Below are 25,746 nucleotides of genomic sequence, written 5' to 3'. Positions count from 1 at the left end.
TCTCAGGCCCCTCTCACCCGGAGCTGGTGCTCGTAGCTGAAGACCAGCGCGTGCCGGTCGAGTGCGATCTTGGTGGTGGCGTCGGTGCGCTCCCCGGTCACCGGGTCGGCGCGGTAGAGGCGTACGTCCTCCACCAGGTCCACGCCCGGCACCCGCTGGAGCACGGCGAAGGCCTCGCCCGCCTGGACCGGCCGGCCGAAGGGCCAGCCCTGTCCGTTCGGCCCGCCGGACAGGGGGTTGAAGTACCCGTAGAGCGCGGCCAGTGCCTCGTCGCGCACGCGCTCGCGGACCGCGCCGGGCTCGGCCTGCACCGAGGCGACGACGGTGACGCCCTGGTAGAAGGGCGGCTCGACCACGAGCCGGGCGCCGATCGGGCGGCGCTCCTCCAGGTGCCCGGCGATCAGACGCAGGGTCGGGGCGGGCGGGATCAGCTCGTCGAACTCGATCCTGCCCTGTTCGTCGCTGCGCCCGGCGGGCACGACGAGGAGCCGTACGCCCTGGGCCTCGGCGCCGCTGTCGTCGCCGCCGGCCCCGGCCCGGATGCAGTGGACGCGGGCCGCGTCCGGGGCGACCTCGCGGGCGAGGAGTTCGTAGTCGTGGGGGACGACGGCCCGGTGCAGGGTGCGCAGCGTCATCGGGCCGCGCACCCGGGCGCTGTCGACGCTCTCCCCGTCGACGCCGCCCAGCGCGGGCCTGCGGTTCTCCACCCGTGCCACGTACGGGATCGCGCTGCGCAGGATCTTCAGGGTGGACCTGGCGACGTTGCCGCGCAGCCCGCCGCCCGTGCGGTAGGAGCGCACGCGTACGGTGGCGCCCTTGGCGGGGACCGCTCCGTAGTAGCGGATGGAGCCGTCCCGTTCCCGTACGGCCGGGCCGAACTCGACGCGGCCGGAGTTCGGGTCGAGCGTGATGTGCCGGTCCTCGGGTCCCGAGTGCGCGAAGTCGTCGACCCTCGTCCAGTGGGTGTACTGCGGATCGGGGCCGCTCGCCGGGTCGGCGACCTCGACGACGAAGTCGCCCGGCACCACGGGCGGCCGGGCGAGTGCGAAGGTCTGGCCCGGTACGCCTTCGGCGGCTCCGAGCACCTCGTCGGTGATGGTCTCGGCGTGCTCGGCGGCGGCGGTCGCGCCGATGGTGAACGCGGTGATCCCCCGGAGCACGGGCGGTGCCAGATAGGTCGGGCGGCCCGGCTCGGCCTCGATCAGGCGGCAGCGCAGCCAGCCTCCGGTACGCCGGACGACGGCGGCCGGGGTGTGGGTCCTCGGGAGGTGGAGGATGAGTTCGCCGGACCGGTTGAAGCCGCCGGTGTCGTCCTTCTCGACCTCGCAGACCGCCCAGCCCGCGCCGTCCCAGGCCTCCCAGATGAGCGGCGGCCGCAGCGGGTCGACACCGACGCCCTCGACGCGGCAGTCCAGCCGCAGCACGACGACCCCGGCCGGTACGGCGGCCGACAGGCCCACGTAGAGGCAGTCGCCGGGCGCGGGGGTGGCTCCGAAACAGGCCACGTCACGGCCGATCGCCAGCTCCTCCGTGCGGTCGGCGACCTCCTCCGAGGCCGGCCAGGTGGCGAGGTGGGCGAACGAGCAGGGGACGACGGCCAGTTCGGCGGTGGTGGTGAAGACGACCGCCTCCTCCGTCTCGGTCCGGACGGTCGCCACCTCGGTCCCGGCCCGCACCACGACGGGGTCGGGGCGGGGCGCGGACAGCCGGAACGTCACATCGGTGCGGGCGGCCGTGGGCGGGTGCAGCTGGACGCCGATCAGGTCGAGGAAGGTGAGGTAGCTCTTCTCCGGCACCCGGTTCACCCGGTAGACGAGCTGGTCGACCATGGTCGCGAACGCCTCGATCAGCGTGACGCCGGGGTCCGAGACGTTGTGGTCGGTCCACTCCGGGCAGCGCTGCTGGACCAGGCGCTTGGCCTCGTCCACCAGGCCCTGGAAGCGGCGGTCGTCCAGATGGGGACTGGGCAGGGTCACGCGCCGGCCTCCTCGTCGTCGTGGCTCGTCTCCGGCCCGTGCTGGGGGATCACGTAGAACGGGAAGACGAGGTTGCGGGGGTCGTTGGAGCCGCGCACGGTGTAGCCGATGTCGATGTAGAGGACCCCGTTGTCCGCGGCGTCGAAACGGACGGTGACGTCGGCCACCTCGATCCGGGGCTCCCAGCGCTCCAGGGCGAGGCGCACCTCGTACGCGAGCTGCCCGGCCGTCCCGGCGTCGGCGGGCGCGAACACGTAGTCGTTGACGGCGCAGCCGAACTCCGGCCGCATCGGGCGCTCGCCCGGCGAGGTCGCCAGGATCAGCCGGATCGATTCCTCCAGCTCCCTCTCGCCGCGCACGAGTGCGATGGACCCGGTGGCGTCGGTGCGCGGCGGGAAGGCCCAGCCCGCTCCGATGAACTGCTCTCCCATGCCCGCTCAGCCTCCGATCAGCACGGTGGCGCAGCCCGCGACGATCGGTGATCCGCAGGCGCTCAGGTCGCCGACGCGGGCGGCGGGCCTGCCGCCGATGAACACGCTGGTGCTGCCCGGGGGTGCGATCACGGACGGCGGGTGGACGAGCGGGGACGCGCACTGGTGGGGAGTGCCCACCGTGGCGGCGGGCCTCCCGCCGATCAGCACCGAGATCACTCCGGGCGGCCCGACCGTGCCGGGGTGTCCGGTGGGGTCGGTGACCCGTGCGGCTGCTGCTGACGGCATGCGGTCCACTCCTGTTCACTGCGTGCGTGCGGTACGTCAGTTGAGCTGGATCATCGGTGCGTTGACGGAGACCGATCCCCCGCTCTTCACGTCCGTGCGCCGGCTGCCCTCGACGGTGACCTGACCGCCGTGCACCTCCACCGCGCCGTCGGTGGAGAGCGCGACCCTGCCGTTCCCGCCGTTCAGGGCGAGGCCGTTGCGTGAGGTGAGGGTGACGCTGTCGCCGGTCAGTTCCAGCTCCCCGCGTCCGGCGTCCACGGTGACGCCCTTGGCCGCCTTGACGGAGACCTGCTCCTTGGCCTCGATGGTGACGCTGCCGTCGCTGTTGATGACGACGGCGGTGCCCCGCCGGTCCAGGTCGATGGTGAGCTTGCCGTCTCCGGTGCGCAGCCGTACGCCCTGTGGTCCGTCGGCCGCGTCCAGCAGCTCCAGCTGGTTGCCGCTTCTGGAGGCGAAGGCCCGGCGGTTGACGGCCCCGGTGGTGGGGTCGACGAGGTCACCGCCGCCCGCGTCGGGGGCGGCCGCGGCGCCTGGCTCGCCGCCGCCCCCGCCGGGCCGGTCCTTACCGTTGTACAGCCCGGCCAGCACGTACGGCCGGTCCAGGTGGCCCTGCTCGAAGCCGACCAGCACCTCGTCCCCGACGTCGGGGATGAACGCCTCGCCGCCGCCCGTCCCGCCCGACTGCGCGGTACGCGCCCAGTCGCTCGCGTACTCGTCCGACAGCCAGGGGAAGCGCACCTTGACCCGGCCGGAGCCCTCCGGGTCGTGGGTGTCCGTGACCGTCCCGCTGACCAGGCCGGCGCAGCGCGGGCCGCCGCTCTCCCGCGGCCCGCCGCCCGCGGTGAGCCCGAACAGGGAGCGTTCCTGCTGCCCGGAGACGGTGATCCAGGTCTCGTATCCGCGTACGGCGTCGAAGACGTGGCGTGAGGTGGTGACGGTGTAGCGGCCCTCGAAGGGCGCGCCGACGGCGTTCAGCGCGACGGCGCTGCCGGCCGTGACCTCGGGGTTGCCCCGGATCACGGCGTCCAGTTCCGCGAACGACCCGGCGATGCGCTCGGCCAGCGCCTTCGCCGCCTGGTCGACCTGGGCCTGGGTGCCGTAGGCGGCGTCGGTGACGACGAATCGCGCCTCGCCGAAGGGGGCGGTCACCTCGGCCGCGGTCACGCCGAGTTCCAGCGTGGCGGACGTACCGGCGGGTGCCTTGCCGACCAGGGGTTCCTTGGCGCCGACGTCCCAGCCGCGCACCTCCACCTCGGAGACCTGTTCGGCGGCCGAGACCCCGGCGCGGCAGCGCAGCAGGTTGCCGCCGAGTTCGAGGACGAGGGGGTCGCGGTCGGCGCGCGCGGAGCTGTCCGGCGCCCCGCTCGCCTCGGCGGGCCGGGTGATGTGCAGTTGCCCGTCGCGTACGTACGCCTGGGCGCCGGCCTCCTCGGCGAGGCCGCGCACGAACTCCCAGTCGGTGACGTTGGGCTGGGCGATGTGTTCGATGACGGGGCCTGCCACGTCCACGTTGCCGGGTTTCAGTCCGGCGCGCTGGGCGACCTGGCCGCAGATGTCGGCGAGCGTCATGTTCTGGTAGCTGGCGACGCGCCGGCCCCGCAGCAGCCGGTGCGAGGCGTCGAGCCCCCGGATCACGGTGAAGGTGCCGGTCTCGTCGAGCTCCACCTCCAGGGCCGTGACCGCGCCTTCGAGGAGCGGTTGGGGGGCCGTGCCACCGCCCGCGCGGGCCAGCAGCCGGGCCTCGCTGCCGATCTTCAGGCCGGTCTGCCCGAGCAGGAGGCGGTCGGGGTCGCGGAACCGCAGCAGGAACAGGTCGGGGAGCGTGCGGCTGTCGTCCACGTACCCCTCGACCAGGGCGTTCATGAAGGTGGCCGGCAGCGGTCGGCCGTCGAACTCCACCACCAGCGCGCTGGCGACCCCCTGGTGTGTCATCGGCCCGCCCCCCGGTCCCCGGCGTCACGCAGCCGGCTCAGCTCGTCCAGGGCGGGAAGCAGCAGCTGGGTGCCGGGCGCGAGCCGCAGCGGGTCGTCGATGCCGTTCGCCTCCGCGATGACCCGCCACGCGCCCGCGTCGCCGTACTCCCGGTGTGCGAGCGACGGCAGCGAGTCCCCGGAGGCCACCCGGTGCACCCGCCGCGCCGCCAGCGCGCCCGATGTGGGGTTCTGGCCCGGCGTCTCCCCGCTGATCTCCTCCATGGTGACCTGGCACACGGCTCGGATCGGCACGCCCGATGTCGTGAACAGGGTGTATTTCGCGGCGACTTGGCTCACGTATCCGGGGAATCCGGTCAGTCCGCCCCAGTGGAACACCACCCAGGGCGGCGAGGAGCGCTGCTGCTGCCTCGTCTCGTTCGTCGGCACACAGCACGCGAACAGCTGCTCCACCGCCGTCACGACGCGGGTGTCCTGGGTGTCGCCCGCGTCGAAGAACATCTCCACGGTGAGCTTGCTGGGCTGCGAACCCTGGTACTCGGGCGGGCCCGAACTCTTCGCGCCCTTGGCCGGAGTCCGCTTCCAGGACGCGGCCTTCGTCAGACTCAGCTCCTTGGGGTTGAACTGGAAGTCGATCCGCCCGCACGGCCCGCCAGGGGTGAGGCCGCCCCCGGTGGGCGGCGTGCGCAGCTCCAGGTAGGCGTGTTCCAGCTTGGGCCTGGCCGAGCCGCCCTTCGCGGCCGACGCCACCCCGGACGTCCCTGCCGCGCTGAAGGCGATGGGTCCCGCACCGCTCACGCCGCTCAGCCCTCCATCACGTAGCCGTGGTGGGCGATCTCGATCGTCTCCATCGCGACCTTGGGTGACTCGGGGGTGAACGAGGGGCCGGTCCAGCGCACGGGCACGACCTCCAGCAGCCCCCACTGCGCCACCTTCCGGCCGTCACCCGTGCGTGCCTCGATGTGCGCGGTCTTGCGGCTGAACCCGGTGGTCATGGTGGCGAACCAGCGGGCCACCTTCTCCGTCTCCCGGGTGAGCGGCCGCGACAGCTTGACGTTGGAGTACTTCAGCCTGGTCGGCAGCTGCCACACATGCCCGTTGTTGCCGCCCTCCTCCCGGGTCTCCAGGACCACTTCGCAGCCCAGCCCGTCACAGGTGTTGAACGACCCGAGTTCGATGTCGTCGATCGTCACGACGAAGCAGACGCTGACGGCGGGGTCGTCCGGGGCGGAATCGGTGGCCATGGCACGTGCCTCTCGATCAGTGACGGGTGTTGATCAGGAATCCGGAGCGTTCGCGTTCGAGCCGCAGATCGGCCTTGAGGAGCCTGCTGAGCGGCGCGTACAGGGCGCGGACCAGTTCGTCGGTGACGGGCGGCGCTCCTCCCGCCCCCGCGGGTGTTCCGTCGTCGCCGCCGCCTTGCTCCGCCGTCGGCGGCTCGGCGCCGGAGGGCGGCTCGGCGTCGGGCACTGGCTGGGGTCCGGCCTCGGGCTCGGGCAGGGGCGGTGGCGGTGGCTCCTCTGCGATCTCCGAGTCCCGCTGGACGACCGGTCGCGAGGTGCCGGCCCGTGGCGCGGAGGCGAACACCACGCTCCCGTCGGCCATGCGCTGAGCCACCCCGGCAGCCACGGCGACCGCCCCGGCCGTCGGGGCGGAGGCCGGCGGGTGGCCCCCGGGCGCCGGCTGCGGCCGGGCGGGCGGGGCGTGCGTCTGCCGCTGTACGGGGGACACCGCGGGCGGCAGCGGGCGCGGGACCTCGTCCGCGTCGGGGAGGACCCAGCGGACGGCGGCGGCCGGATGCGACGGGACGGCGGCCGGATCAGGCGCGGACGGCTTCCCCGGACCGCCCCCGGCGGCACGCTGGACGGCCGCTGGGGCGCCGGCCGGGGTGCCGGACGTGCCGGGGGCGTCCGCCGTACGGAGGATGAGCGGCCGGTCCCCGAGCAGGGGCGCGGTGGGTCGGTCCTGGGCCGGCGGGGGTACGGGCGTGGCGCCCGGCACTGCGGCGGAGCGCTGGACCGGGGCGGCGGGTGGCGGGCCTCCCGGGGCCGCACCGTGCCCGCCGGACGTCTCTGCCGGCTCTCCCCCGGACACCGCCGGGCCCGTCAGGGGGTCGTCGCCCAGCAGGGGGGCCACGGCCTCCGTCCCGTCAGGGGCATCCGGGGAGCCCGACGCTTCCGGGACCGCCGGCCCCGACGCGCTCTCGGCGGGACCGTTCGCCGGGGCGTGGACCTCGTCCGGGGCCGCCCAGGCGGTGTCGCGTTGCACGAGCGGGGGCCGGGGCGCGGGCTCCGGAGCGGCGGGCGGGCGGACGACCCGGCGCTGGGCGGTGGGCGGGAGGCCGGGCAGCGGCGCCCCGAGCCCGCCCGCGGTGGGCCGGGGCGGAGGCGGCTGCTCAGCTGCGGTGGTGCGCTGAACGGCCGGGGCGCCCGGGGACGCGTCCGGCGGGGGAAAGGGCCCCGCGTTCGTGCCGCCGGACACCCTCTCGTCCGTCGGTCCGGGTTCTACGAGCGGTTGCTCGCCCAGCAGTTGGCGTACGGGAAGACCGGCCGACGCGGACGAGTGCTCGGCGGAGGTCAGGGCCGGCGGGCCGTCCCCGTACGCCCGCTGGACGGCGACGGCTCCGGGCTGCGGCTTCCCACGGGCCGGCATCGGCATGTCCACGGATCGCTGCGCAGCCGGGGCCGGGGCCGGGCTCCCGGGGGCCGGGTCCGCAACGCCGCGCACCAGGCCTGCGGGCGCCTGCGGACTGACCAGATGCCCCAGTGGCCGCCCGAGCGACGGTTCTTGACGTGTGGTCAGGGAAGCCTCGAATCCGCCGGGGTCGGTCAGGAGGTCCTGTCCCGTGACGGACCACTGGACCGGATCCAGCCGGTTCACGTCGACCCGGTCGGCCCGGTCGCCCCGGCCCGGGGCCTCCGGGGGCATGGCACGGCCGGTGGTGCGGCCGCCGCGCAGCCAGGACATCAGCCCCATGGTTCCTCGTCCTCCTCCGCGCTCCTGGCTACTGCCCGTTGAGGCGGGCGACCTGTGCGACGAACTTCAGGCGTTCCGGGTGTTCCAGGTCCAGCAGGTCGTCCAGCGGCCAGTGGAAGTGGTAGGCGAGGTACGCGACCTCCTCGTAGAGCAGGTCGGCCGCGTACGTCACGATTCCCCCAGGCGACCGCCGGCGAGATTCACCGCGAACTCCTCGTCGCAGGAAGGACAGGTGACGGCGGCGCGGGTGTGCCCCTCGGCGTTGATGCGCCGGTAGAAGTCCTGGAGGAACGCCAGATCGGAGGCGAACAGGTCCTCGATGACACCCGGGTGGATGTCCTCGACCGTCCCGATCCGGGTCACCACCCGGGAAATCAGGACGACGGACAGATACGCGGAGTTCTCCCGCACCCGGTCGTCGCGCAGCGGCACCAGTTCGTCGCGTGCGGTCGCGAGCCGCATGACGCCGTTGCGGTGCACGGTCCCGGCCTCGTCCACGTAACCGCGTGGCAGCTCGAAGGAGAACTCGGTCCGCAGCGGCTCGGACCCGCCCGCGCCGGAATCCCGGTCCGGGGGCGCCTGGAACTGGACCGAACGCCGCATCAGTCGAGCTCCATGCTCTCGTACGTGATCGCCAGCTTCTCCGTGAGCACCGAGGTGTCACCGGCCTTGAGCGTGCCGATCTCCAGCGACTTGGGCCAGGCGTTGATCAGCTTGTACCGCTTGATCGGCAGGCCCTCGTAGTCGTACACGATGACCGCGCCGTTGCGGCGGGCGTTGGTCATGCGGCCGAACCGCGAGTCCTTGATCCAGCGCTCGAAGCTGTTGTCCTCGGTCAGGCCGCGGGTGACGGTGACCTCGCCGGCCTTGGGGCGGCCGGGCAGCTTCTTGATGGCGTACTTGCCGTCGGCGGTGTTCTGCTTGAGCTCGATGACGTCCTGTTCCATCTTCAGACCGCTGACCTCGGTGATCTGCTTGATGACGACGCTGTCGAATTCGAGGCCGAAGGAGTGCCCGACGGAACTGTCGAGATCGGGAAGTGGCACAACAGGCTCCTTACGCGGGGTTCGGGGACGGTCCGGTCACTGGAGCGGCGAGCGTGCCGGTCACTCGTCCACGCCCCCGGAACCACCGGTCAGCTGGGAGAGCCGGAACACGACGAACTCCGCCGGTTTGACGGGTGCGACGCCGACCTCGCAGACGACCTGACCGGCGTCGACGCTCGAAGGCGGGTTGGTCTCCCGGTCGCATTTCACGTAGAACGCCTCGTCGGGGGTGAGCCCGAACAGCGAACCCTTGCGCCACTCGTTCACCAGGAACGCGGAGACGGTGCGCCGGATACGCGCCCAGAGGGCGTCGTCGTTCGGCTCGAAGACGACCCACTGGGTGCCGGCGAGGATCGACTCCTCCAGGTAGTTGAAGAGCCGCCGCACGTTCAGATAGCGCCAGGCCGGGTCGGAGGCCAGCGTACGGGCGCCCCAGACCCGGATGCCGCGCCCGGGGAAGGCTCGGATGCAGTTCAGCCCGATCGGGTTGAGCAGATCGTGCTCGCCCTTGGTCAGCTGGGTCTGCAACGCCACGGCTCCGCGCACCACTTCGTTGGCCGGCGCCTTGTGGACCCCGCGCGAGTCGTCGTTGCGCGCCCAGATCCCCGCGACGTGCCCGCTCGGCGGTATGAGGGTGGCGCGGCCCGAGGCCGGGTCGGCGACGCTGATCCAGGGGTAGTAGAGGGTCGCGTACTTGGAGTCGAAGTTCGCCCGGTCGGTGCGCCAGGCCCTGATCTGCTGCGGTGACAGGCCGGGCGGCGGGTCGAGGATGGCGACGCGGTCACCCATCAACTCGCAGTGCGAGATGAGCCCTTGCTGTACGGCGACGACCGAATCCAGGTCGAGCAGGCCGCGTTCGTACGCTCCCATGAGGTCGGGCACGGCGATCATCGTGATGTCGTCCACCGCTTCCAGCCCGCCGAGGCCCGTGCGCCGGTCGGCGTCACCGACGTACACCTCGGGGGCGAGCGCACCCGCGCTGCCGGCCGCGGGGGCGGCGGGGGCGAGGGTGACCGACTGGGGCGCGGGCCGGGCAGGGGCGGCACCACGCCCCGGTTCCCGGATCTCGATGAGCTCGGACTTGGCGTTGACCCGGGTGGCGACGTTCTCCTTGCTGCGCTTGGTGGTCACGGCCGGATACGTCTCCGCGACCTGGCCGTCGCGCTTCACGACGAGCTGGAACACGTCGGATGGCGGGTCGTCCCCCTCCGCCTCGGCGACCTCGACGCTGATCTCGCCGGCCACTCCCGGCCTGGCCTTGACGGAGTAGGGCCCGATCCGGACCTCGGCACCGGCCGCCAGTTCCCCGTCCTCGCCGCCGGCCACGGTGTCGGAGCCGTCGCCGACGCGGACGACGTAGCAGATGCCGCCGCCGTTGGCGAAGAAGCCGTAGACGCTGGAGGCGAGGTACGTACCGTCGACGAAGTCGCCGAAGGTGCTGACGAACTGGCTCCAGTTCGTGATCAGTGTCGGCTCGTCGAACGGGCCGCGCTGGGCGAAGCCGACGAAGGCGGCGACCGATGTGCCCACCCCTTCGATCGGCCGGGAACCCGACTCGACCTCTTCGACGTAGACGCCCGGGGACAGGTACGACGGCATATGGGCCTCTCCTTGACGCTCCTCGACGTGCTTCCCACCCCGTTCCACGGCCCGTGGTGCGACTGGGGAACTCCGGCGATTCTCGCCACTTCGGCGATCACCGGGAACGGATACCCGGCCGCCCTGCCGTGCACGGGGGGCTGCCCGATGAGGCAAGCGGGCGGCAACGGCCGCGCCACGCGTCGGTGCCCCGGGCGTGGCCCGAACCCTCTGCGCGCGTGCCGCACGCGCCCGGCACGCTGACACATCGACCGCGTCCGGGCGGAGCTGTGCCGAGCTCCGTACGGAGCTGTGCCGGGGAGGGGGGGACGGATGAAGGCGGTTCCGGAAAAGCCCCCCGCCGCCCCGTCCCACACCCCTCCCACCCGCGCGGACGCCTCCCGCGCGGCTCCCTCCCCCGCTCCCGCGTCCCCGGACCGCCGCGCCCTCCAGCGGCTGCAACGGGCGGCCGGCAACGCGGCGGTCTCGCGCCTGGTCGCCCAGCGTTACACGGCCCCGGTGAAGCCCTCACCGGCGCAGGCCCCCGGTTTCCGCGGCGTCAAGGCGGACGTGGTGGCGAAGAAGCAGCACCTGGCCCAGCACCGGCCGGCCGGTACGGAGTCCAAGGCGTCGCAGGCCGCGGCTGTCGCCCCTCCGGACGACAAGGAGGCGCAGGGCAAGGCGGCCAACGCGGAGAAGATGAATGCCGCGAAGCCGGGCGAGTTCGACAAGAACGCGTTCGTCGAGGCCGTGAACAAGGCGATCGACGCGCAGGCTCCGAAGAACCTCGACGAGGCCGACAAGTTCTCCAAGTCCGGTAAGGCGGACAAGATCAAGGCGGAGGTCGACGGCAAGGTCACGGACGGCAAGGAGTCGTCGGCCAAGGACATCGACACGGCGACGAAGGCCCCGCCGGACACGTCCGCCGCCAAGGACAAACCCGTCACCCCGCTGACCCCGGACCAGCCGCCCGGCAACCCGGGCGCCCCGTCCGCGACGGCCGCGATCCCGGAGAAGCAGCCGGCATCGGTCACGGACTTCTCCGAGGGCCCGGCCCAAAACGACAAGGCGATGGCGGACGCGGAGGTCACCGAGGACCAGCTCGCCAAGGGCAACGAGCCGGAGTTCAACGAGGCCCTCAGCGCGAAGAAGACCGCCGAGGCCGACTCGGCGAAGGCCCCCGCGAAGGGCAGGTCCGCCGAGAACCAGCAGCTGAACACCGCGAAGGCGGGCGCCGCGGCCTCCGGCGCCGCCGCCATGAGCGCGCTGACCGCGACACGCACCCAGGCCGGCCAGAAGGTCGACGGCGGCAAGGGCGAGACGAAGTCGAAGGACGAGAAGAAGCGCGCCGAGGTCACGGCGAAGCTCCAGAAGGTCTACGACGGCACGAAGAAGGACGTCGAGGCAACACTCGACGGCCTGGACAAGAAGGTCGACACGGCCTTCACGACCGGCGAGAAGGCGGCGCGGGACGCGTTCACCGCAGACCACAAACGCCGGATGAAGAAGTACAAGGACAAGCGCTACTCGGGCTGGCGGGGAAAGGCCCGCTGGGTGAAGGACAAGTTCGCCGGTCTCCCGGATGAGGCGAACAACCTCTACCAGGAGGCCCGCAAGCTCTACGTCTCGCAGATGCAGACGGTGATCTCGTCGGTGGCCGACATCATCGGCACGGAACTGGGCAAGGCGAAGGCGCGTATCGCCAAGGGCCGCAAGGAACTGAAGGCGGAGGTCGACAAACTCCCCGCGGATCTCCGCCAGTTCGGTGAGGAAGCCGCCAAGGACTTCGCGGGCAAATTCGATGACCTGGAATCAACGGTCAACGAAAAGTCGGAACAACTGGTCCAGGACCTGGCATCGAAGTACACCGCCGCCCTGAACAAGATCGACGAGGACATAAAGAAACTCCAGGAGGCCAACAAGGGCCTGATCGACAAGGCGAAGGACGCGATCGTCGGTGCGATAAAGACGATCAACGACCTGAAGAACCTCCTCCTGGGCATCCTCGCCAAGGCCGCCGGCGCGATCATGAAGATCATCAAGGACCCCATCGGCTTCCTGGGCAACCTGGTGTCGGCCGTCGGCGCGGGCCTGAACCTCTTCATGACGGGCATCGCCGACCACCTGAAGACCGGGGTCGTGTCCTGGCTGCTCGGCACCGCGGTCAAGGCGGGCCTCGAAATCCCCCAGAAGTTCGACATGAAGGGCATCATCCAGCTCATCGGCTCCCTGCTGGGCCTGACCTGGGCCAACATCCGCGCCCGTGTGACCCGCAAGGGCGTCCCCGACCAGGCGATGACGGCGGTCGAGTCCTCGGTCCCGGTAGCGAAGAACATCGCGAACGAGGGCCCTGCGGGCGCGGTCAAGGAAATCCAGGAAGAGGCGGGCGACCTCAAGTCCACGATCCTGGAAAAGCTGACGAGCTATTTGATCCCGACGGTCATCATCGCGGGAATCACCTGGATCCTCTCCCTCCTGAACCCCGCCTCCGCATTCGTTCGCGCGGTCAAGGGAATCATCGACATCGTCACGTTCATCGTGAACCAGGGCGCCCAGATAGTGGAGTTCGTCAATTCGGTGCTGGACGCGGTGGTGGCGATAGCCAACGGCGACAAGGCCGGCGTCCCGAAGATGGTCGAAACCGCCTTGGCCGCGAGCGTCCCGCTGCTGATCGGTTTCCTGGCTTCGCTGCTTGGGATCGGCAGCCTGGCCGCGAAGGTGAAGAGCGTGTTCCATGCGGTGGCGCGTCCGGTGAATCGAGCGATCGACAAGATCGTGAACTTCATCGCGAAGAAGGGCAAAGCGCTCTGGAACAAGACCAGGGGGAGGAAGGGAGAGGGAAAGGAGGCGAAGAAGAAGCGAGAGCTCCCAGCCGCCCTTCGACGGGCCCGAAGCATCACGCGGAGCCACGAACGAAGGGGCGATACTCTCGAAGCACTCCAGGGAGCGCTTGCCCCCCTCAAGCGGACCTACTCATGGATTCGCGGATTTTCCATCGAGGGGTCCGGCCCATATTCCGTCTGGCTTCTCGCCAGCAAGTACTCGCTGGACGACAATTATCGCGACCCGCAATACCTGAGCCAGAAAGACGTCAAGATCATAGTGTTCCACGCCATCGACAAGGTACGCACAGAAGCCTTGAACCGCAGAAACAGTGCTGGAAACTCCCCGGCACCGGCCGACGGCGAGTACGAGGAGTTGCAGGTCAAGTTCGACCGACTGATGTCACACACCATGTCCGACTACGAGTCGGCCTGCACTCCCCCGCCCCCGGGGACCAACCCCGCGAGCTACACGGGCAACGTATTCACTTTCAACGGGAATCACTACTTCGTGGACCAGGACAATAATTATATCGTCCCCGAGAGCAGGGTGAGGAATCGAAAAATAGAGTCGGGGAAAATGATCGTCGCGGAGCGTGGTTTACTGGACGAATATCGATACGGAAATTTTGATCACTCAGTTGAACGCATGCGCGAGATGGTAGTGGGCATACTCCATGGTGTGCGCATCGGAGCCGACGACGCCAACATGGTTCTGGCAGCGTTGATCGCCGAGGCCAGGCGCAACCCCAACGCCCACGTCACCAACCTGATTCTCCTCAAGAAGAAGATGAAGGAAAGCTTCTACAAGATGGCTCCCATGACCGGAGGCGGAACCGATAAGCCGACCGCCGAGCGAGACCAAGACCTCAAGGAGAGGTGGCCACAGAACCAGCCGCAGCCCCCAATAAAGGTCACCGACTTGGAATTCAACCTGGTTAAGCGACTCTATGAGGAGGAGGCAGGGGTCGACATGGAGAAGCTCCCGAAGAGCGAGCGCAGCGAGCACGAGGAAATGATCCTCATTCTATTGCGAGAGAAGACGCAACTCACCTGGGGGGATTAGTGACGGATCGTGCGACACAAGCCATGGACCTGACCATGGCCGCACTTGGGGACGCTCGCACCGATTTCGTCCGCGCCTTGAAGATCAACGGCCAACGCCCCTCGACACTCCATTTTCTGGGCAAAGAATTTTGGGTGGACCAGCGCCGGAAAATACTGACTCTGCCAGACAATCCAGACTATTGGAAGAAAGAGGGAGACTCCTGGTACGTATCCACCGAGACACCACCTGCCTGCCTCTTCCTCTCCTCGGTCATCGGTACGACCAGGTATCTCTCCGTCGGAGGTCTCATCACTATCGTCACTCGACTGTGCGAGGGCGAGCCCTGGCGGGCCGTATCTGAATCCGGAACCGCCAACTTCCTCAACCTCGCCGTGTCGGAAGGCGTCGCCCTGCCACGCCGCGACTTGATGCTATGGGCGACTGTCGCCCATGAACTCGCAGCGGGCAGGGAAGAAACAAACGTACACAGTCTCCTACCTGCACTCATCACCGATCACGATGTGTTCTTCCCGCCCGACAAGCCACGGGTTCTTTTCTCAGAAAAGTTGATGGGCAGCGATTCCACCGCGTTCGAAGGAACCGATGAAGAGTACGAGAAACAACTCGTGCGGGCCATTCAAGCGGAGCAGACGGGGAGAGCCACAGGGTTTCATGACTCAAGCATCAAGTACCCCTCGGATGCCCGGCAGGACCGCGAATTACTGATCACGTATATCCGGGACCATGTATTTACTCGAGTAGCCGGCGCATTGGGAGCACGTCACTGAGTGTTTTCAGCCGGCGTCGCCTCCCGCTGGATGGCCGGCAGGCAGACTCAAGGAGCCTTTTCCATCTTGCTCAGGTGGCGAGTTCGAGTGCGACGACGGCACGGACGACGGCGGTGATCCGGGCAGCGGTGCGGTCGATCGGCAGCACGGTGGCGTCGAGGTTCACGTACGCCTTCTTCCGGACGGTCGTCATGGACTGTTCCAGCGTGGCGCGTCACCGGGAGCCGGTCCGACAACGGTGACCTGCGAGGAGACCGGAGAGGTACTGCAGGGTGCGGCTGGACAGATCAATACCGGACGGGTGGACAAGCACGCGAAAGCTCCTGGCGAACTGGTGATCTTGGTCGTGAACCCGTCTGCCAGGAGCTTTCCTCATGCTCACCGCTGGGGTCGCCCGCCCAACCACCCGTCAGGTTGGAAGCGGCTCAGTCTGCCCACCACCGACCCGACAAGCCGGAACGGCCCGACGGATAATTCGACGGGCTGTCACGAAAGCAGGGGTTGGGCCAGCGGCCCAGCAGCCGGTGCTACCAACTGCTGGGCCGCGCGGTTGAGGCTTTTCCCTCGGGGCGACGTTCCTTCCTCAGGCGCGCCTTTTACTCATTTAGCTAATTGGCGCAGCGAGGCTCAAACGATCGAGGCAACTTCACCCTTTACGGCCGTTACCCACAATGAACGGCACCAGTGTCGCGGTTTGCGGACACCGTGGAGTTATTCGGATTGGTAACCGACCCCGAAAGACGGACGCAGCGTCCACTCATCGACGTGACCGAGACCGGGCCGGCATACGTATAGTATTCATCCCAATCATCCATGCTTCCAGCCGCCGCACAGGAACCCCCGGACGATGCGGATGCTTCACAGCGAATGATGTTGATACGGATGGGCTTTTTCACGGAAGAGCCAAAATATGTATCGACAGTCACCGCACAATTGGTTCCACCGTTGGCGGTGCTGTAGTAGAGTTGAATTTCTCCGTACTTCGTCCCACCCGAAGTGTTGACGTTGTACGTGTCGATCAGAGATCCACTACATCCGTAGCCAGCCGCACTTGCCGCTGGTGCAGATATAAGCCCTCCTCCCAGAACTGCCAAGAGGGACGCCAGAAGAATCCAGATTCTTTTCATTGTCGATCATTTCCTTTCCGTTCGGTGACGTCATGATCATCGACAACGGCGAGTCTCTTGTCAAGCCATATTTTGATAGCCCTTGCGGCATTTATCGTTGATTCCAGTAGTTAATTCGCGTAACCAAATGCGGAACTCCGCTGCAGCACCACCCGGATCACCGCCGTCGTCGCGCTCGAACTCGCCGCCTGATCAAGATGGAAAAGGTTCAAGCTGTCGCAGCATCCACCGCCCCCACCCTCAGCGACTTCACCCCGTTGATGAAGTTCGACACCAGCCGCCGCGGCGGCGCCTCAAGCCGGAGTCCCCCGGCCGGAATCACGCCGCACACCTCCTCGTACAACACCCGCAGTTGCAAGCGTGCGAAGTGCGCGCCCAGGCAGACGTGGGGGCCGTCGCCGAAGGAGATGTGGGGGTTCGGGGAGCGGGTGAGGTCCAGGGTGAGAGGGGACGGGAAGACGCGTTCGTCGTGGTTGGCCGAGGCGTGGAAGACGACCACCTTGTCGCCGGTGCGGATGCGCGTGCCGGCCAGGGTCGTGTCCTGGGCAGCCGTGCGGCGGAAGGTCAGGACCGGTGGGTGGCGGCGGAGGAGTTCGTCCACGGCCGTGGCGAGACCCACCTCGCCGCTGCGCAGGCGGGCGTACGCCTCCGGGTGCTCGGCCAAGAGGTGCAGGCCGCCCGGGGCGGCGCTGCGTACCGTGTCGTTTCCCGCGACCACCAGCAGGAAGAAGAACATCTCCAGCTCGGGCGCGGTCAGTTCGGGGTCTGTGGCCAAGGCTGTCATCACGTCGTCGGCGGGGTTTTGGCGCTTGTGGGCCGCCAGGGCGTGCGCGTAGTCGAACATGTCGCGCAGCGCCGCCGGGGAGCGCGGGTTCACCGGTTTGCCGTCCGGGCCGAGCACCGGCGCCCCGGCCTCGTCCGGGTCCTGGTAGCCGATGACGCGTTGGGTCCAGTGGAGGAGGAGCGCGCGATCGGTGTCCGGTACGCCCAGCAGGTCCGTGAGGTTGAGCAGGGCGTAGTCGTCGGTGACCTGGGTGACCAGGTCGCAGGTGCCGTCGCCGGCCCGCGCCTCGGTGACCGCCCGGGTCAGCAGGGAGCGGGCTCGTTCCCGTACGACCGTCTCGAAGCGGTCCACGCGCTTCGGCGTGAAGGCGCGGCTGACCAGGACACGCAGGCGGCGGTGGTGCGGCGGGTCCTGGTTGAGCATCATCCGGCGGATGAACGGCAGGTCCGCCGGGTCCGGGTCACGGATCTGGGTGGCGCCGAGGCAGGAGGAGTACGTCGAGGAGTCCTTCAGGACCCGGACCGCGTCCTCGTGCCGGGTCACCGCCCAGAAGCCTGGGCCCGCCGGCCAGCCCAGCACCTCCGGCTCCTCCTGCCACGCCACGGGGTGGTGGTCGCGGAGTCGGCGGTAGCGGTCATGGGGGACGCCCAGCGCGTACTGCCTCGGGTCGAAGACGTCCGGTACCGGTACCGGGGAGGCGGGTCCGCTCACGCCTTCGCCTCGCCGTCCCCCGCGTCGGCCCGCAGGAAGTCCTCCATCACCCGGATCAGGTCGAGCGGTGCCTCGTCCATCGCGTAGTGACCGCACGAGGGCAGTTCGACGAGCTCGGCGCGCGGGAACCAGCGCATCCAGGTGGCGCGTTGCAGGTCGGCGGAGAGGGCCGGGTCGAGCGACCCCACAACCGTCAGGGCCCGCACCCGCGAACCGTCGATCCGGTCGTGGAAGTCCTCACCCGTCCAGGAGTCCAGCCAGGCCCGGAACGCCTTCGCGTCGCTGCACTCGACCGAGCGACGCACCATCCGCTCCAGCCAGGCCGCCGGGCGCCGGCCTCCGGTGGTGATGTCGAGGATGGCCCGGCGGTTGCCCGGGATCCGCGCCGCCCCGGCGAACAGCTCCCACTGCTCGGGCGGGAGGGACAGGCCGGATGCCGGGACCGGTGATACCCCGACGATGCTGCGCACCCGCTGCGGCGCGGCGGCCAGCGTCCGCTGGATGACGGAGCCGCCCATCGAGTGGCCGATCAGCGAGAAGCGCTCCCAGCCGAGCCGGTCGGCCAGTGCGAGGACGTCCGCGGCGCCCTCCGCTGTCGTGTAGGAGCCGGCCACGTCCCTGGCCTCGCCGTACCCGCGCAGGTCCGCCAACGCGTACTGGAAGGAGCCGAGATCGAGGTCCCGCACCACCGGGTCGTACGCGGAACGGTCGGCCAGCCAACCGTGCACGGCGATCACCTTGTGCGGGCCGTCTCCGTGCAGTGCGTGGGGCAGAACTCCGTGAGGCAGAACAGGTAATGCGGTCACACCGGCTCCCGTCACCGTACGAATCGGACCTGTCGGCCGATGGACCGGCCGCGACCAACGGTGATGGCAATGCCCGTCCCGCGCAAGGGCGGCGCGCGCCCGCCGATGCCGAGCAGGCGTCATGGGGCGGCCAGCAGTCCCAGATACGGCCCGAACTCCGAGGCCAGCGTCAGCCGCCCCAGCTTCTGGTACTCCCGCTGGATCGCGTGGATCAGCGTGGCCATCGTCACCGCGCCCCCCGAATCGGCCGCCAGGTACGCCGCCGTGACCGCGATCGAGCGGATGTTGCCGCCCGCCAGCTCGAAGTTCTCGGCACAGAAGGGGAGGTCCACGTCCGCGTCTCGTGGCAGGACGCGGCCCAGGCAGCGTTCCCAGAGGGTCAGGCGCTGTTCCGGGTCCGGGACCGGGAAGTCAATGACCAGGTCGAGGCGGCGGGTGAAGGCGTCGTCCAGGTTGGCGCGGAGGTTGGTCGCGAGGATGGCCAGGCCGTCGAAGGACTCCATGCGCTGGAGGAGGTACGCGCTCTCGACGTTCGCGTAGCGGTCGTGCGCGTCCTTCACGTCCGAGCGCTTGCCGAAGATCGCGTCCGCCTCGTCGAAGAGGAGCACGCCGTTGACGCCGGCCGCCTCGGTGAAGATGCGTTCGAGGTTCTTCTCCGTCTCGCCCACGTACTTGTCGATGACCGTCGCCAGGTCGACCGTGTAGAGGTCGAGGCCGAGGTCGGCCGCGATGACCTCGGCCGACATCGTTTTGCCCGTGCCGGAGTCGCCCGCGAAGAGCGCCGAGACCCCACGGCCCCGGCCGCCGCCCGGCCGCATGCCCCACTCCCCCAGGACCCGGTCGCGGTGGCGGGCGCGGGCCGTGAGTTCGCGGAGCTGGGTGTGGGTGTCGGGTGGGAGGACCAGGTCGTCCCAGGCCACCGTGGGTTCGATACGGCGGGCGAGGCGGTCGAGGCCGGCCGCGTTCTGGGCGCGGGCTCCCCGGCGTACGTGGTCCGGGGTGAGGGTCCCGCCGTCGAGCCGTGCCGTCTGGGCGGCGCTGACGGCCGCGCCCGTGACCTGCTCCGGTGTGAGGAGGAAGGGCGCCAGCAGGCCGTCCGGGTCGATGGCGGCCGGGACCGGGGCCGATGCGGTACGGCGGTACGCCTCGCTCCACAGCGCGCCCCGCACCGAAGGCTCGACCCTCGGGGCGTGCAGGAGCAGCGGCGGAGCCGGGGACCAGGAGGCGTCCCACGGCACCCGGCCCACCATGACGGTCGGTACCGGGGTGGCCGTCAGCAGCCTCAGCAGGTGCGGGTGTTCGCGGGAGACGGCGTCCAGTGGGGCGCAGACCAGGCCCGCCCCGGTCAGCCGCGCCTCGCGGACGAGGCTGCGGACCGCGTCGGCGGGGGCCGGGTCGGCCGCCAGCCGGGCGAGGTCCACGCCCAGGACGCCCCGGCCCGCCAGCTCCAGCGCCGACGCGGCCAGGGCCGTGCCCGCACCGCCCTGGTCCTCGCTCAGGTAGGCCAGCCGGACGCCGTCGGCCAGGACCCGGGCCAGGGGTGCGGGATCGCCGACGCCCGCCATCGCGTGCCAGGGCGCCGTCAGGTCCGCGAGGCGCGGGTCCCTCGTGTCGTCGCCGAGGAGGTGGGCCGTGACCCGGTCGGGTACGCGCAGCGCGCGGCTCAGGAACGGGCGGTCCTGGTCCTCGGCCAGGAGCAGGGCGGCCTCACGGAGCGGGGCGCCCGCGGCGAGCCGGCCCCGGGCGACGGCATCGGCGGGCGAGACTCCGCACAGCCCCAGGGCCAGGCCGATGGACGGGCGCCGGCGGGTCACGTCGTCGTTGAGGTAGCCGTAGAACGCCTCGAACCGGTCGTCCAGATCCGGTACGAGCGCGATGAGCAGGATCTCGGTGTCGAGTGGCGTGAGGCCGAAGTCCGTGGCCAGGGACGTGAGCCGGGAGGGCCGGGTGATGCCTTCCGCCGTCTCGTCGTCGGGCGGCATCGGCACCGGGAAGCCCCTCGCCTCCTCCTCGTCCAGCAGTCGCGCGATGTTCTCGTCCGTCAGGTAGAGCCCCCGGAACGCGTCCTGCGGGTCCGGGTCGGTGCGCTGCCGGGTCTCCACCGCGTGGCGGATGCGTTGCTCGACGGCGGTCGCACGGGCGAGGAGGTGGCGCAGGTTCGGGTTGCCGTCCGGGAGGCGTGGCCGGTCGCCGCCGTCGTGGTCTTCGTGGCCCGGGGGCGTCATGCGGTGGGGTCCTTTGCGGTGCCGTCGGCGGGCGGGCCGGTGACCGTACGGGCTTCGCGGGAGCCGCCGTCCGCCGCCCGGTTCTCCGTGATCCGCAGCGCGAGTCCGCGGCGGCTGTCGGGGGCGGCGGGCTCTTCCCGTGCGGGCCGGCCGGGGCGGCTCCCGTACACCGGGAGACCGTCCCGGCGCTCTTCCGGGGACCGCGGCACGTCCCCGAAGCGCGCCCGCAACCCGTCGTCGCCCACCGGAGGCCCCGCCGGATATGTCGGCGAGGCCGTCACCGGCACGCTCACCACCAGGTCCAGCGACGGTTTCAGCTCGCCGCCCAGCGCACTCCACACGTCCGCGAACGAGCGGTCCTCCGGTGGCGGCAGGGCGATCGACATCGGGACGGCCGCCCCGATCTCCGCGAGGGAGCCGGCCAGCCGCTCCGGGGGCAGCGCCTCGTACGCCAGCAGGCAGCCGAGCAGGGAGGACAGCAGCCGGTGCTCGTCCTCCGGGCGCTTGGTCCATGCCGTGATCAGGTAGGAGAGCTTGAAGTAGCGCGGTGGGCGGCGGCGGGCGACGACGGCGCCCCGCCCGTCGTACTCGTTGTGGAGGCCGCGCTCGCGCCTTCGCATGTCCTCGCGGATGTCGTACAGGTAGAGGTTGACCATGGGGGCGTTGACCTTGGCGGCCCACTCGCGGGTGGGCGCGTCGAAGACGACCGTGAACTGGCTGCCTCCGAGTACCTCCGCCCGGATCAGGGACCGCAGGACGTCGTCCACCTCATGGATCATCCGGAGACCGCCCCTCTCACGTGCGGCCCCTGAAGTCCGGTGGCTGGAGGTTGCGCTGCACGACCAGGACGGACTTCTGGAGCCGGGGAAGGCGGGCGATGTCCGCCCGCAGGACGCGGGGACCGAGGGCGTCCTTGCGCAGTACGAGCACCTGGACCTCGAAGGTTCCGTCACGGCCCACCCGTACGCCGGAGCGGTCGGCGGTGATGCCGGGGCTCCACGTCAGGTGCACGGTCTCGCCGGGCGGGTAGTCCTTGCCGCGGGCGAGGACGGGCTGTCCCGGCCTGGCGACCTGCGGGGTGACGGTGAGGGAGGGTTTGAGCACGCGCAGCCGGGCGGTGTCCTGGTTGTTGACGGGGTGCAGGTCGCCCAGCATGCCGCTCACCGTGGCGCGTACGTCCCCGGTGATCGCCTCGTGGTAGGTACCGGTCTGGGTCACCTCGATCCGGCCGCCGGGCGGGATGGTGCAGGGTGCGGCGGCCGTGCAGCGGTTGAGGGAGGTCGGGGCGCGGTCCTTCGCCTTGCCGGGCTTCGGCCAGGTCGTGGCGACGACGACGTCCCGGGCGGTGTCCGGGCCCGCGTTGGTCACGGTGAAGCGGGCGTGGGCCGGGCGGCCGATGTACGTACGGTCGGGGCTGACGTCGGCCTTGACGGCGACGTCCGTCGCGGGCGGCGGGGGCAGAGGTGGCGGCGGCGGGTCGAGCACTTGGAAGACCGCCGTGTCGGTGGCGGTGTTGCCCGCCGAGTCCGTGGCGGTGCAGGTGACCGTGGTCGAGCCGATCGGGAAGAGGGACCCGGAGGCGGGTGTGCAGGTGACGGGGAGCCGGCCGTCCTGCGCGTCGCTCGCGGTGGCCCAGTAGCTGATCCTCGTACCGTTCTCGTCGTCCGCCCTGGCGATGCGGTCGTCCACGGCGACGACGGGGGCGTCGACGTCGTTCACCTCGATCGTGATCTGTTCCTCGAAGTCGGGATCGGGGGCCGCCGAGGGGGCGAGGGTGTTGGTGCCCGGAATCTGTGTGCCCAGCAGGAACTGGACCGTGCAGGTGAGAGTGGCGCCCTGCGGGGCGTCGGCCGCGACGTCGACGGTCTCGGCGAAGTGGGCGGTGTCGCCGCTGGTCAGACTGCGGGTGGGCGGGTCGAGGGCGACCGTGAGGTAGGGGCTGCACGCGTGGAGCTGGTGGCCGACGGAGGTGGGCAGGTTGTCCATGCCGTCGACGATGGCCTGGGCGACTTCGTCTCCCTGGATGCCTTCCAGCAGCCGGCCCTGGGTCGCGTTGATGATGCGGGTGGCCTGGCCCGCCTTGGTCGGTGGGTCCTCGACCTGTCCGGGGACACCGGCGTCGCCGGTGCCGTTGAGCCCGTCGCCGAGCTCGCTGTCGACGTCGACGCCGACCACCCGGACGCCCTTGTCCTGGAGGGCGAAGATCGTATCGTCGATGGTGTGGCCGGCGCTCGGTGAGTGGCTGGACGCGTCGCTGACCAGCACGATCACCGGGTTGGAGCCTTCGCGGAAGACCGTTTCGCCACCGGCTCCGTTGGCGATCTGCCACAGTCCGTTGATCCAGTCCTCGGACGGGCCCATGCTGTAGGCCCCCCGGTCCGTCGTGAGCGCGTCGACGCCGTCCTGCACCTTGCCGAGGTCGTTCGTCAGTCCCTGGAGGACCGCGAATTCGCCTCCCGTGGGGTCGAATTGCTGGTCTCCGAAGGTGGCGACGGCGAATCGGGACTCGGGCTGCTCGGCGAGGACCTTCTCGGTGATGTCCGACAGGTTCTCCTGCACGTCGGCGATGGGCTTCTCCATGCTCCCCGTACCGTCCACCAGCAGGACGACCTCCGGCTTCGGCGGGATCGCCGGCGTACGCACCGACTTGTCGACGCCGGTCGAACCGCCCGGGTCGAGCGCCTCGTGCAGGACCGCGGGGGTGACCCAGGGGTCCGGAGGTACGGGCACGGCGGGGGCGGCGCCCGCCGCGCCCGACGCGGGGACGAGCGCGGTGCTCAGGAGCAGGAGTACGAGCGCCACCGAACGGCGTGCCCCCGGCAGTCCGCGTGGGCGTCCCGCCGACCGAATCCATCGCACAGCTTCTCTCCCCCGCACCCGGACCTCCCACCGAAGAACAGCGCCCACACGGTCCCTCGTGTGCGCTGTGCGCACAGCGGGAAGTCAGCCCTTTCGGCGGGTAGCGCCCGCTGCCCTTTGGGGCAGCTCCCCCGGGACCAGGGCCCCGGGGGAGCTGAGTTGACGCTACGTCAGATCAGACCCTGACGCATCGCGTACGCCACCGCGTGGGAGCGGTTGCGCAATTGCAGCCGGGTCATCACCGAGTGCAGGACGTTCTTGATCGTGCGCTCGGAGTAGGCCAGCTTCGTGGCGATGTCCGCGGTGTCGTACCCCTCGGCGACCAGGCGCAGCACGTCCACCTCGCGGGCGGCGAGACCGGTGAAGTGCAGTCCGCGCGGTGCCAGCACCTGGCCCTGGAGCCGGCCGACCTCCGCGAGGAGCCTTCCGAGCAGGTCGGAGGGCAGGTGGCCCTCCCCGCGCGCGACGGTCTCTATGACGTGCACCAGGTGTTCGGGCGTGGACTCCGCCCGCTTGATGACCCCGACGACCCCGCACTCCGCCGCGCTCACCAGCTTCTGCTCGTCGATGTCGGTGGTGACCAGCACGGCGCGGGATTCGGTCGTGCGCTGGATGTGGCGCAGCGTCGTCAGCACGTCCTCGTCGACGGCGTCGACGACCATGACGACCACCTCGGGCCAGGGCCCCTCTTCGTTCCATTCCACGACGCTGACTTCGGGCCGCGCTCTCAGCTGGCTGGCCACACCCGCCTGCGAGATCGGGTCCTGGGCCCGTAACGCGACAGTAGTGCGCTCCATATCTGTGCTCCCCCCTGGACAACAGCTGGAAGGCCCACCGTGCACACGCCTCGCAGCCGTGTTCGTCGGCCCCACTGGTGGTGAGGCGGACGGAAGATGCCCCTCTTTGCTGATGAGGAAACTTGAATGTTTGTCGGGGGCATTGGATGTGCCCGAAAGTGTTCCTTCGGGGCCGATGTACGACCCCCGCCGCGACTTTACGGTCCGGCGTATGAGTCTCACGGCAAGCCTCGACGCAACCACCGTCATCGCCGCTCCGGGCGAGGAGACGGCCGTCCCCCTTCAGGTCCGCAACTCAGGTCAGACCGTCGAGGAGTACCGCTTCGAGGTGGTCGGGGCGTGTGCCGCCTGGGCGGCGGTGGAGCCGGCGGTCCTGTCGCTCTATCCGGGTGACTCCGGGACCGTGACCCTCATGCTGCGGCCGCCCCGCGACGCGACGGTGCCGGCCGGTGAGACGCCGTTCGGGGTCCGGGTGGTGCCGACCGGCGAGCAGGACGGGACGGTGGTGCCCGAGGGCCGGGTGACGGTGCTGCCGTTCACCGAGACTACGGCCGAGCTGGTCCCGCGCAGCTCGCACGGCGCGCGCAACGGACAGCATCAGCTGGCCGTCGACAACCGGGGCAACACGCCGGTGACGGTACGCCTGGGCGCTCAGCCCGGGACCGAACGGGCCCGGGTCGTGTTCGCCGCGACGGAGATCCAAGTGGCGCCTGGCAAGGCGGAGTTCGCGAAGATGCGGGTGCGCCCGGTCAAGCGGATGTGGCGCGGCAACCCGGTCACGCACCCCTTCCAGGTGTTCGCCGCGACCCAGGTGGCCGAGGGCCAGGACCCGGTGGAGCCGGTCCTCGTGGACGGCTCGTACCAGCAGGAACCACTGCTCCCCCGCTGGCTGCCGCGGGCCCTGATCACCGCGGCCGTCCTGCTGATCGCGCTGGTCGGTGTGTGGTACGCGCTGCTGCGCCCGGCGGTGAAGTCGGCGGCACGGGAGGCGATCACGCCCGAGGCGGTGCGTTCCGCTGCCGCGGCCGACAAGAGCAAGGCCCCGGAGCAGGGTGGTACGGGCGGTTCCGGGGACAGCGCGGGCAGCGGGGGCGGGACAGCCGGGACCGGATCGGGCGGCGGCGGGTCGAAGCCGACACCCGAGCCGAGCGCCTCGTCGGCGGCGGACGCGGGGGCGGCGACCCCGACCAGTGCGCAGGTCAGGGTGCAGGACTCGGTGGGCGGCGGGACGAACGTCGGAACGGCGCTGACCGTCCCGGCCGGGAAGACGTTCCAGCTCACCGACATCGTCGTGCAGAACCCGCAGGGCGACGCCGGAACGCTGGTCGTGTCCGCCGGCAAGGAGACCCGGGTGCTGAGCCTGGGCCTGGAGAACTTCCGTGACTCCGACTACCACTTCGTGACGCCGATCCTGGTCCCGGCGGGCGGCAAGGTGACCATGACCATCGACTGCCGCAAGGTGGGCAAGCCGGTGGGCGCGAGTACGCCTTCGCGGTGCTCGGAGTCGATGTTCCTCGGCGGCACGATGCGCGCCGCCGACGGAAACTGACGCC

General features: G+C 70.3%; 21 protein-coding genes. 3 read left to right on the top strand and 18 right to left on the bottom strand.

The window, feature by feature from the left end:
- Nucleotides 1-2 precede the first annotated feature (2 nt).
- From B082_RS0112140 to B082_RS0112090, 11 genes are read right to left on the bottom strand one after another with little or no spacing between them, the layout of a single operon-like run.
- On the bottom strand, nt 3-1,976 hold the full coding sequence (locus B082_RS0112140) for a putative baseplate assembly protein (RefSeq protein WP_018552067.1): 1,974 nt from the start codon (nt 1,974-1,976) through the stop codon (nt 3-5).
- Entirely contained in the window at nt 1,973-2,407 is a 435-nt protein-coding gene (locus B082_RS0112135) for a GPW/gp25 family protein (protein WP_018552066.1), read from the bottom strand. Before B082_RS0112135 ends, B082_RS0112140 begins: the two co-directional genes overlap by 4 nt.
- Nucleotides 2,408-2,413: 6 nt before the next feature.
- Nucleotides 2,414-2,695 carry a PAAR domain-containing protein gene (locus B082_RS0112130; RefSeq protein WP_018552065.1) on the bottom strand — a complete coding sequence of 94 codons (282 nt, stop codon included), beginning with the start codon at nt 2,693-2,695 and terminating at the stop codon, nt 2,414-2,416.
- 36 nt (nt 2,696-2,731) lie between these two features.
- Complete coding sequence (locus B082_RS0112125) at nt 2,732-4,627, bottom strand: VgrG-related protein (protein ID WP_018552064.1); 1,896 nt, start codon at nt 4,625-4,627, stop codon at nt 2,732-2,734.
- Nucleotides 4,624-5,424 carry a LysM peptidoglycan-binding domain-containing protein gene (locus B082_RS0112120; RefSeq protein WP_037709985.1) on the bottom strand — a complete coding sequence of 267 codons (801 nt, stop codon included), beginning with the start codon at nt 5,422-5,424 and terminating at the stop codon, nt 4,624-4,626. The genes B082_RS0112125 and B082_RS0112120 overlap by 4 nt, the downstream gene beginning before the upstream one ends.
- Before the next feature lie 5 nt (nt 5,425-5,429).
- Nucleotides 5,430-5,870 (bottom strand): phage tail protein, encoded by a 441-nt coding sequence (locus B082_RS0112115; protein ID WP_018552062.1) that lies wholly within the window; start codon nt 5,868-5,870, stop codon nt 5,430-5,432.
- A gap of 16 nt (nt 5,871-5,886) precedes the next feature.
- Nucleotides 5,887-7,602, bottom strand: coding sequence for a hypothetical protein (locus tag B082_RS0112110; protein WP_026249701.1), 1,716 nt, complete (start codon nt 7,600-7,602; stop codon nt 5,887-5,889).
- A 28-nt stretch (nt 7,603-7,630) separates the two neighbouring features.
- Nucleotides 7,631-7,774 carry a DUF6760 family protein gene (locus B082_RS39460; RefSeq protein WP_018099790.1) on the bottom strand — a complete coding sequence of 48 codons (144 nt, stop codon included), beginning with the start codon at nt 7,772-7,774 and terminating at the stop codon, nt 7,631-7,633.
- Nucleotides 7,771-8,205 (bottom strand): hypothetical protein, encoded by a 435-nt coding sequence (locus B082_RS0112100; RefSeq protein WP_018552061.1) that lies wholly within the window; start codon nt 8,203-8,205, stop codon nt 7,771-7,773. The genes B082_RS39460 and B082_RS0112100 overlap by 4 nt, the downstream gene beginning before the upstream one ends.
- The gene (locus B082_RS0112095) at nt 8,205-8,648 is read right to left on the bottom strand and encodes a phage tail protein (RefSeq protein WP_018099792.1); all 444 of its coding nucleotides are present in this window, start codon (nt 8,646-8,648) and stop codon (nt 8,205-8,207) included. The genes B082_RS0112100 and B082_RS0112095 overlap by 1 nt, the downstream gene beginning before the upstream one ends.
- A gap of 60 nt (nt 8,649-8,708) precedes the next feature.
- On the bottom strand, nt 8,709-10,247 hold the full coding sequence (locus B082_RS0112090) for a phage tail sheath family protein (RefSeq protein WP_018552060.1): 1,539 nt from the start codon (nt 10,245-10,247) through the stop codon (nt 8,709-8,711).
- Between the two features lie 312 nt (nt 10,248-10,559).
- On the opposite strand from B082_RS0112090, the gene B082_RS36030 reads away from it, so the two are divergent.
- Nucleotides 10,560-14,114: a phage tail protein gene (locus tag B082_RS36030; protein ID WP_018552059.1), complete on the top strand. Its 3,555-nt coding sequence runs from the start codon at nt 10,560-10,562 to the stop codon at nt 14,112-14,114.
- Between the two features lie 23 nt (nt 14,115-14,137).
- Nucleotides 14,138-14,884 (top strand): hypothetical protein, encoded by a 747-nt coding sequence (locus tag B082_RS39165; protein WP_158688868.1) that lies wholly within the window; start codon nt 14,138-14,140, stop codon nt 14,882-14,884.
- A gap of 70 nt (nt 14,885-14,954) precedes the next feature.
- Here the strand turns inward: B082_RS39165 and B082_RS40230 are convergent, their stop codons facing one another.
- From B082_RS40230 to B082_RS0112050, 7 genes are all read right to left on the bottom strand, one after another.
- Nucleotides 14,955-15,077, bottom strand: a complete 123-nt coding sequence (locus B082_RS40230) for a hypothetical protein (RefSeq protein ID WP_018552058.1) — start codon at nt 15,075-15,077, stop codon at nt 14,955-14,957.
- Nucleotides 15,078-16,219: 1,142 nt separating this feature from the next.
- Nucleotides 16,220-17,506 carry a cytochrome P450 gene (locus B082_RS0112075; protein ID WP_018552057.1) on the bottom strand — a complete coding sequence of 429 codons (1,287 nt, stop codon included), beginning with the start codon at nt 17,504-17,506 and terminating at the stop codon, nt 16,220-16,222.
- Complete coding sequence (locus B082_RS0112070) at nt 17,503-18,243, bottom strand: alpha/beta fold hydrolase (RefSeq protein WP_018552056.1); 741 nt, start codon at nt 18,241-18,243, stop codon at nt 17,503-17,505. The genes B082_RS0112075 and B082_RS0112070 overlap by 4 nt, the downstream gene beginning before the upstream one ends.
- A 188-nt stretch (nt 18,244-18,431) precedes the next feature.
- Nucleotides 18,432-20,537: an ATP-binding protein gene (locus B082_RS0112065; RefSeq protein ID WP_018552055.1), complete on the bottom strand. Its 2,106-nt coding sequence runs from the start codon at nt 20,535-20,537 to the stop codon at nt 18,432-18,434.
- Nucleotides 20,534-21,316 carry a DUF4255 domain-containing protein gene (locus B082_RS0112060; RefSeq protein WP_018552054.1) on the bottom strand — a complete coding sequence of 261 codons (783 nt, stop codon included), beginning with the start codon at nt 21,314-21,316 and terminating at the stop codon, nt 20,534-20,536. Before B082_RS0112060 ends, B082_RS0112065 begins: the two co-directional genes overlap by 4 nt.
- A 16-nt stretch (nt 21,317-21,332) precedes the next feature.
- On the bottom strand, nt 21,333-23,339 hold the full coding sequence (locus tag B082_RS0112055; protein WP_051094610.1) for an HYR domain-containing protein: 2,007 nt from the start codon (nt 23,337-23,339) through the stop codon (nt 21,333-21,335).
- Nucleotides 23,340-23,566: 227 nt separating this feature from the next.
- Nucleotides 23,567-24,193, bottom strand: coding sequence for a response regulator transcription factor (locus B082_RS0112050; RefSeq protein ID WP_026249698.1), 627 nt, complete (start codon nt 24,191-24,193; stop codon nt 23,567-23,569).
- 211 nt (nt 24,194-24,404) lie between these two features.
- Between B082_RS0112050 and B082_RS0112045 the strand changes: the two genes are divergently transcribed.
- Nucleotides 24,405-25,742: a hypothetical protein gene (locus B082_RS0112045; RefSeq protein ID WP_018552052.1), complete on the top strand. Its 1,338-nt coding sequence runs from the start codon at nt 24,405-24,407 to the stop codon at nt 25,740-25,742.
- Nucleotides 25,743-25,746: the final 4 nt, after the last annotated feature.

It is taken from the genome of Streptomyces sp. ATexAB-D23 (genome assembly GCF_000373645.1).
Classification (GTDB): Bacteria; Actinomycetota; Actinomycetes; order Streptomycetales; family Streptomycetaceae; genus Streptomyces; species Streptomyces castrisilvae.
The sequence above is the reverse complement of the archived record's forward strand: the minus strand, read 5'-3'. Positions and strand labels throughout refer to the sequence as shown.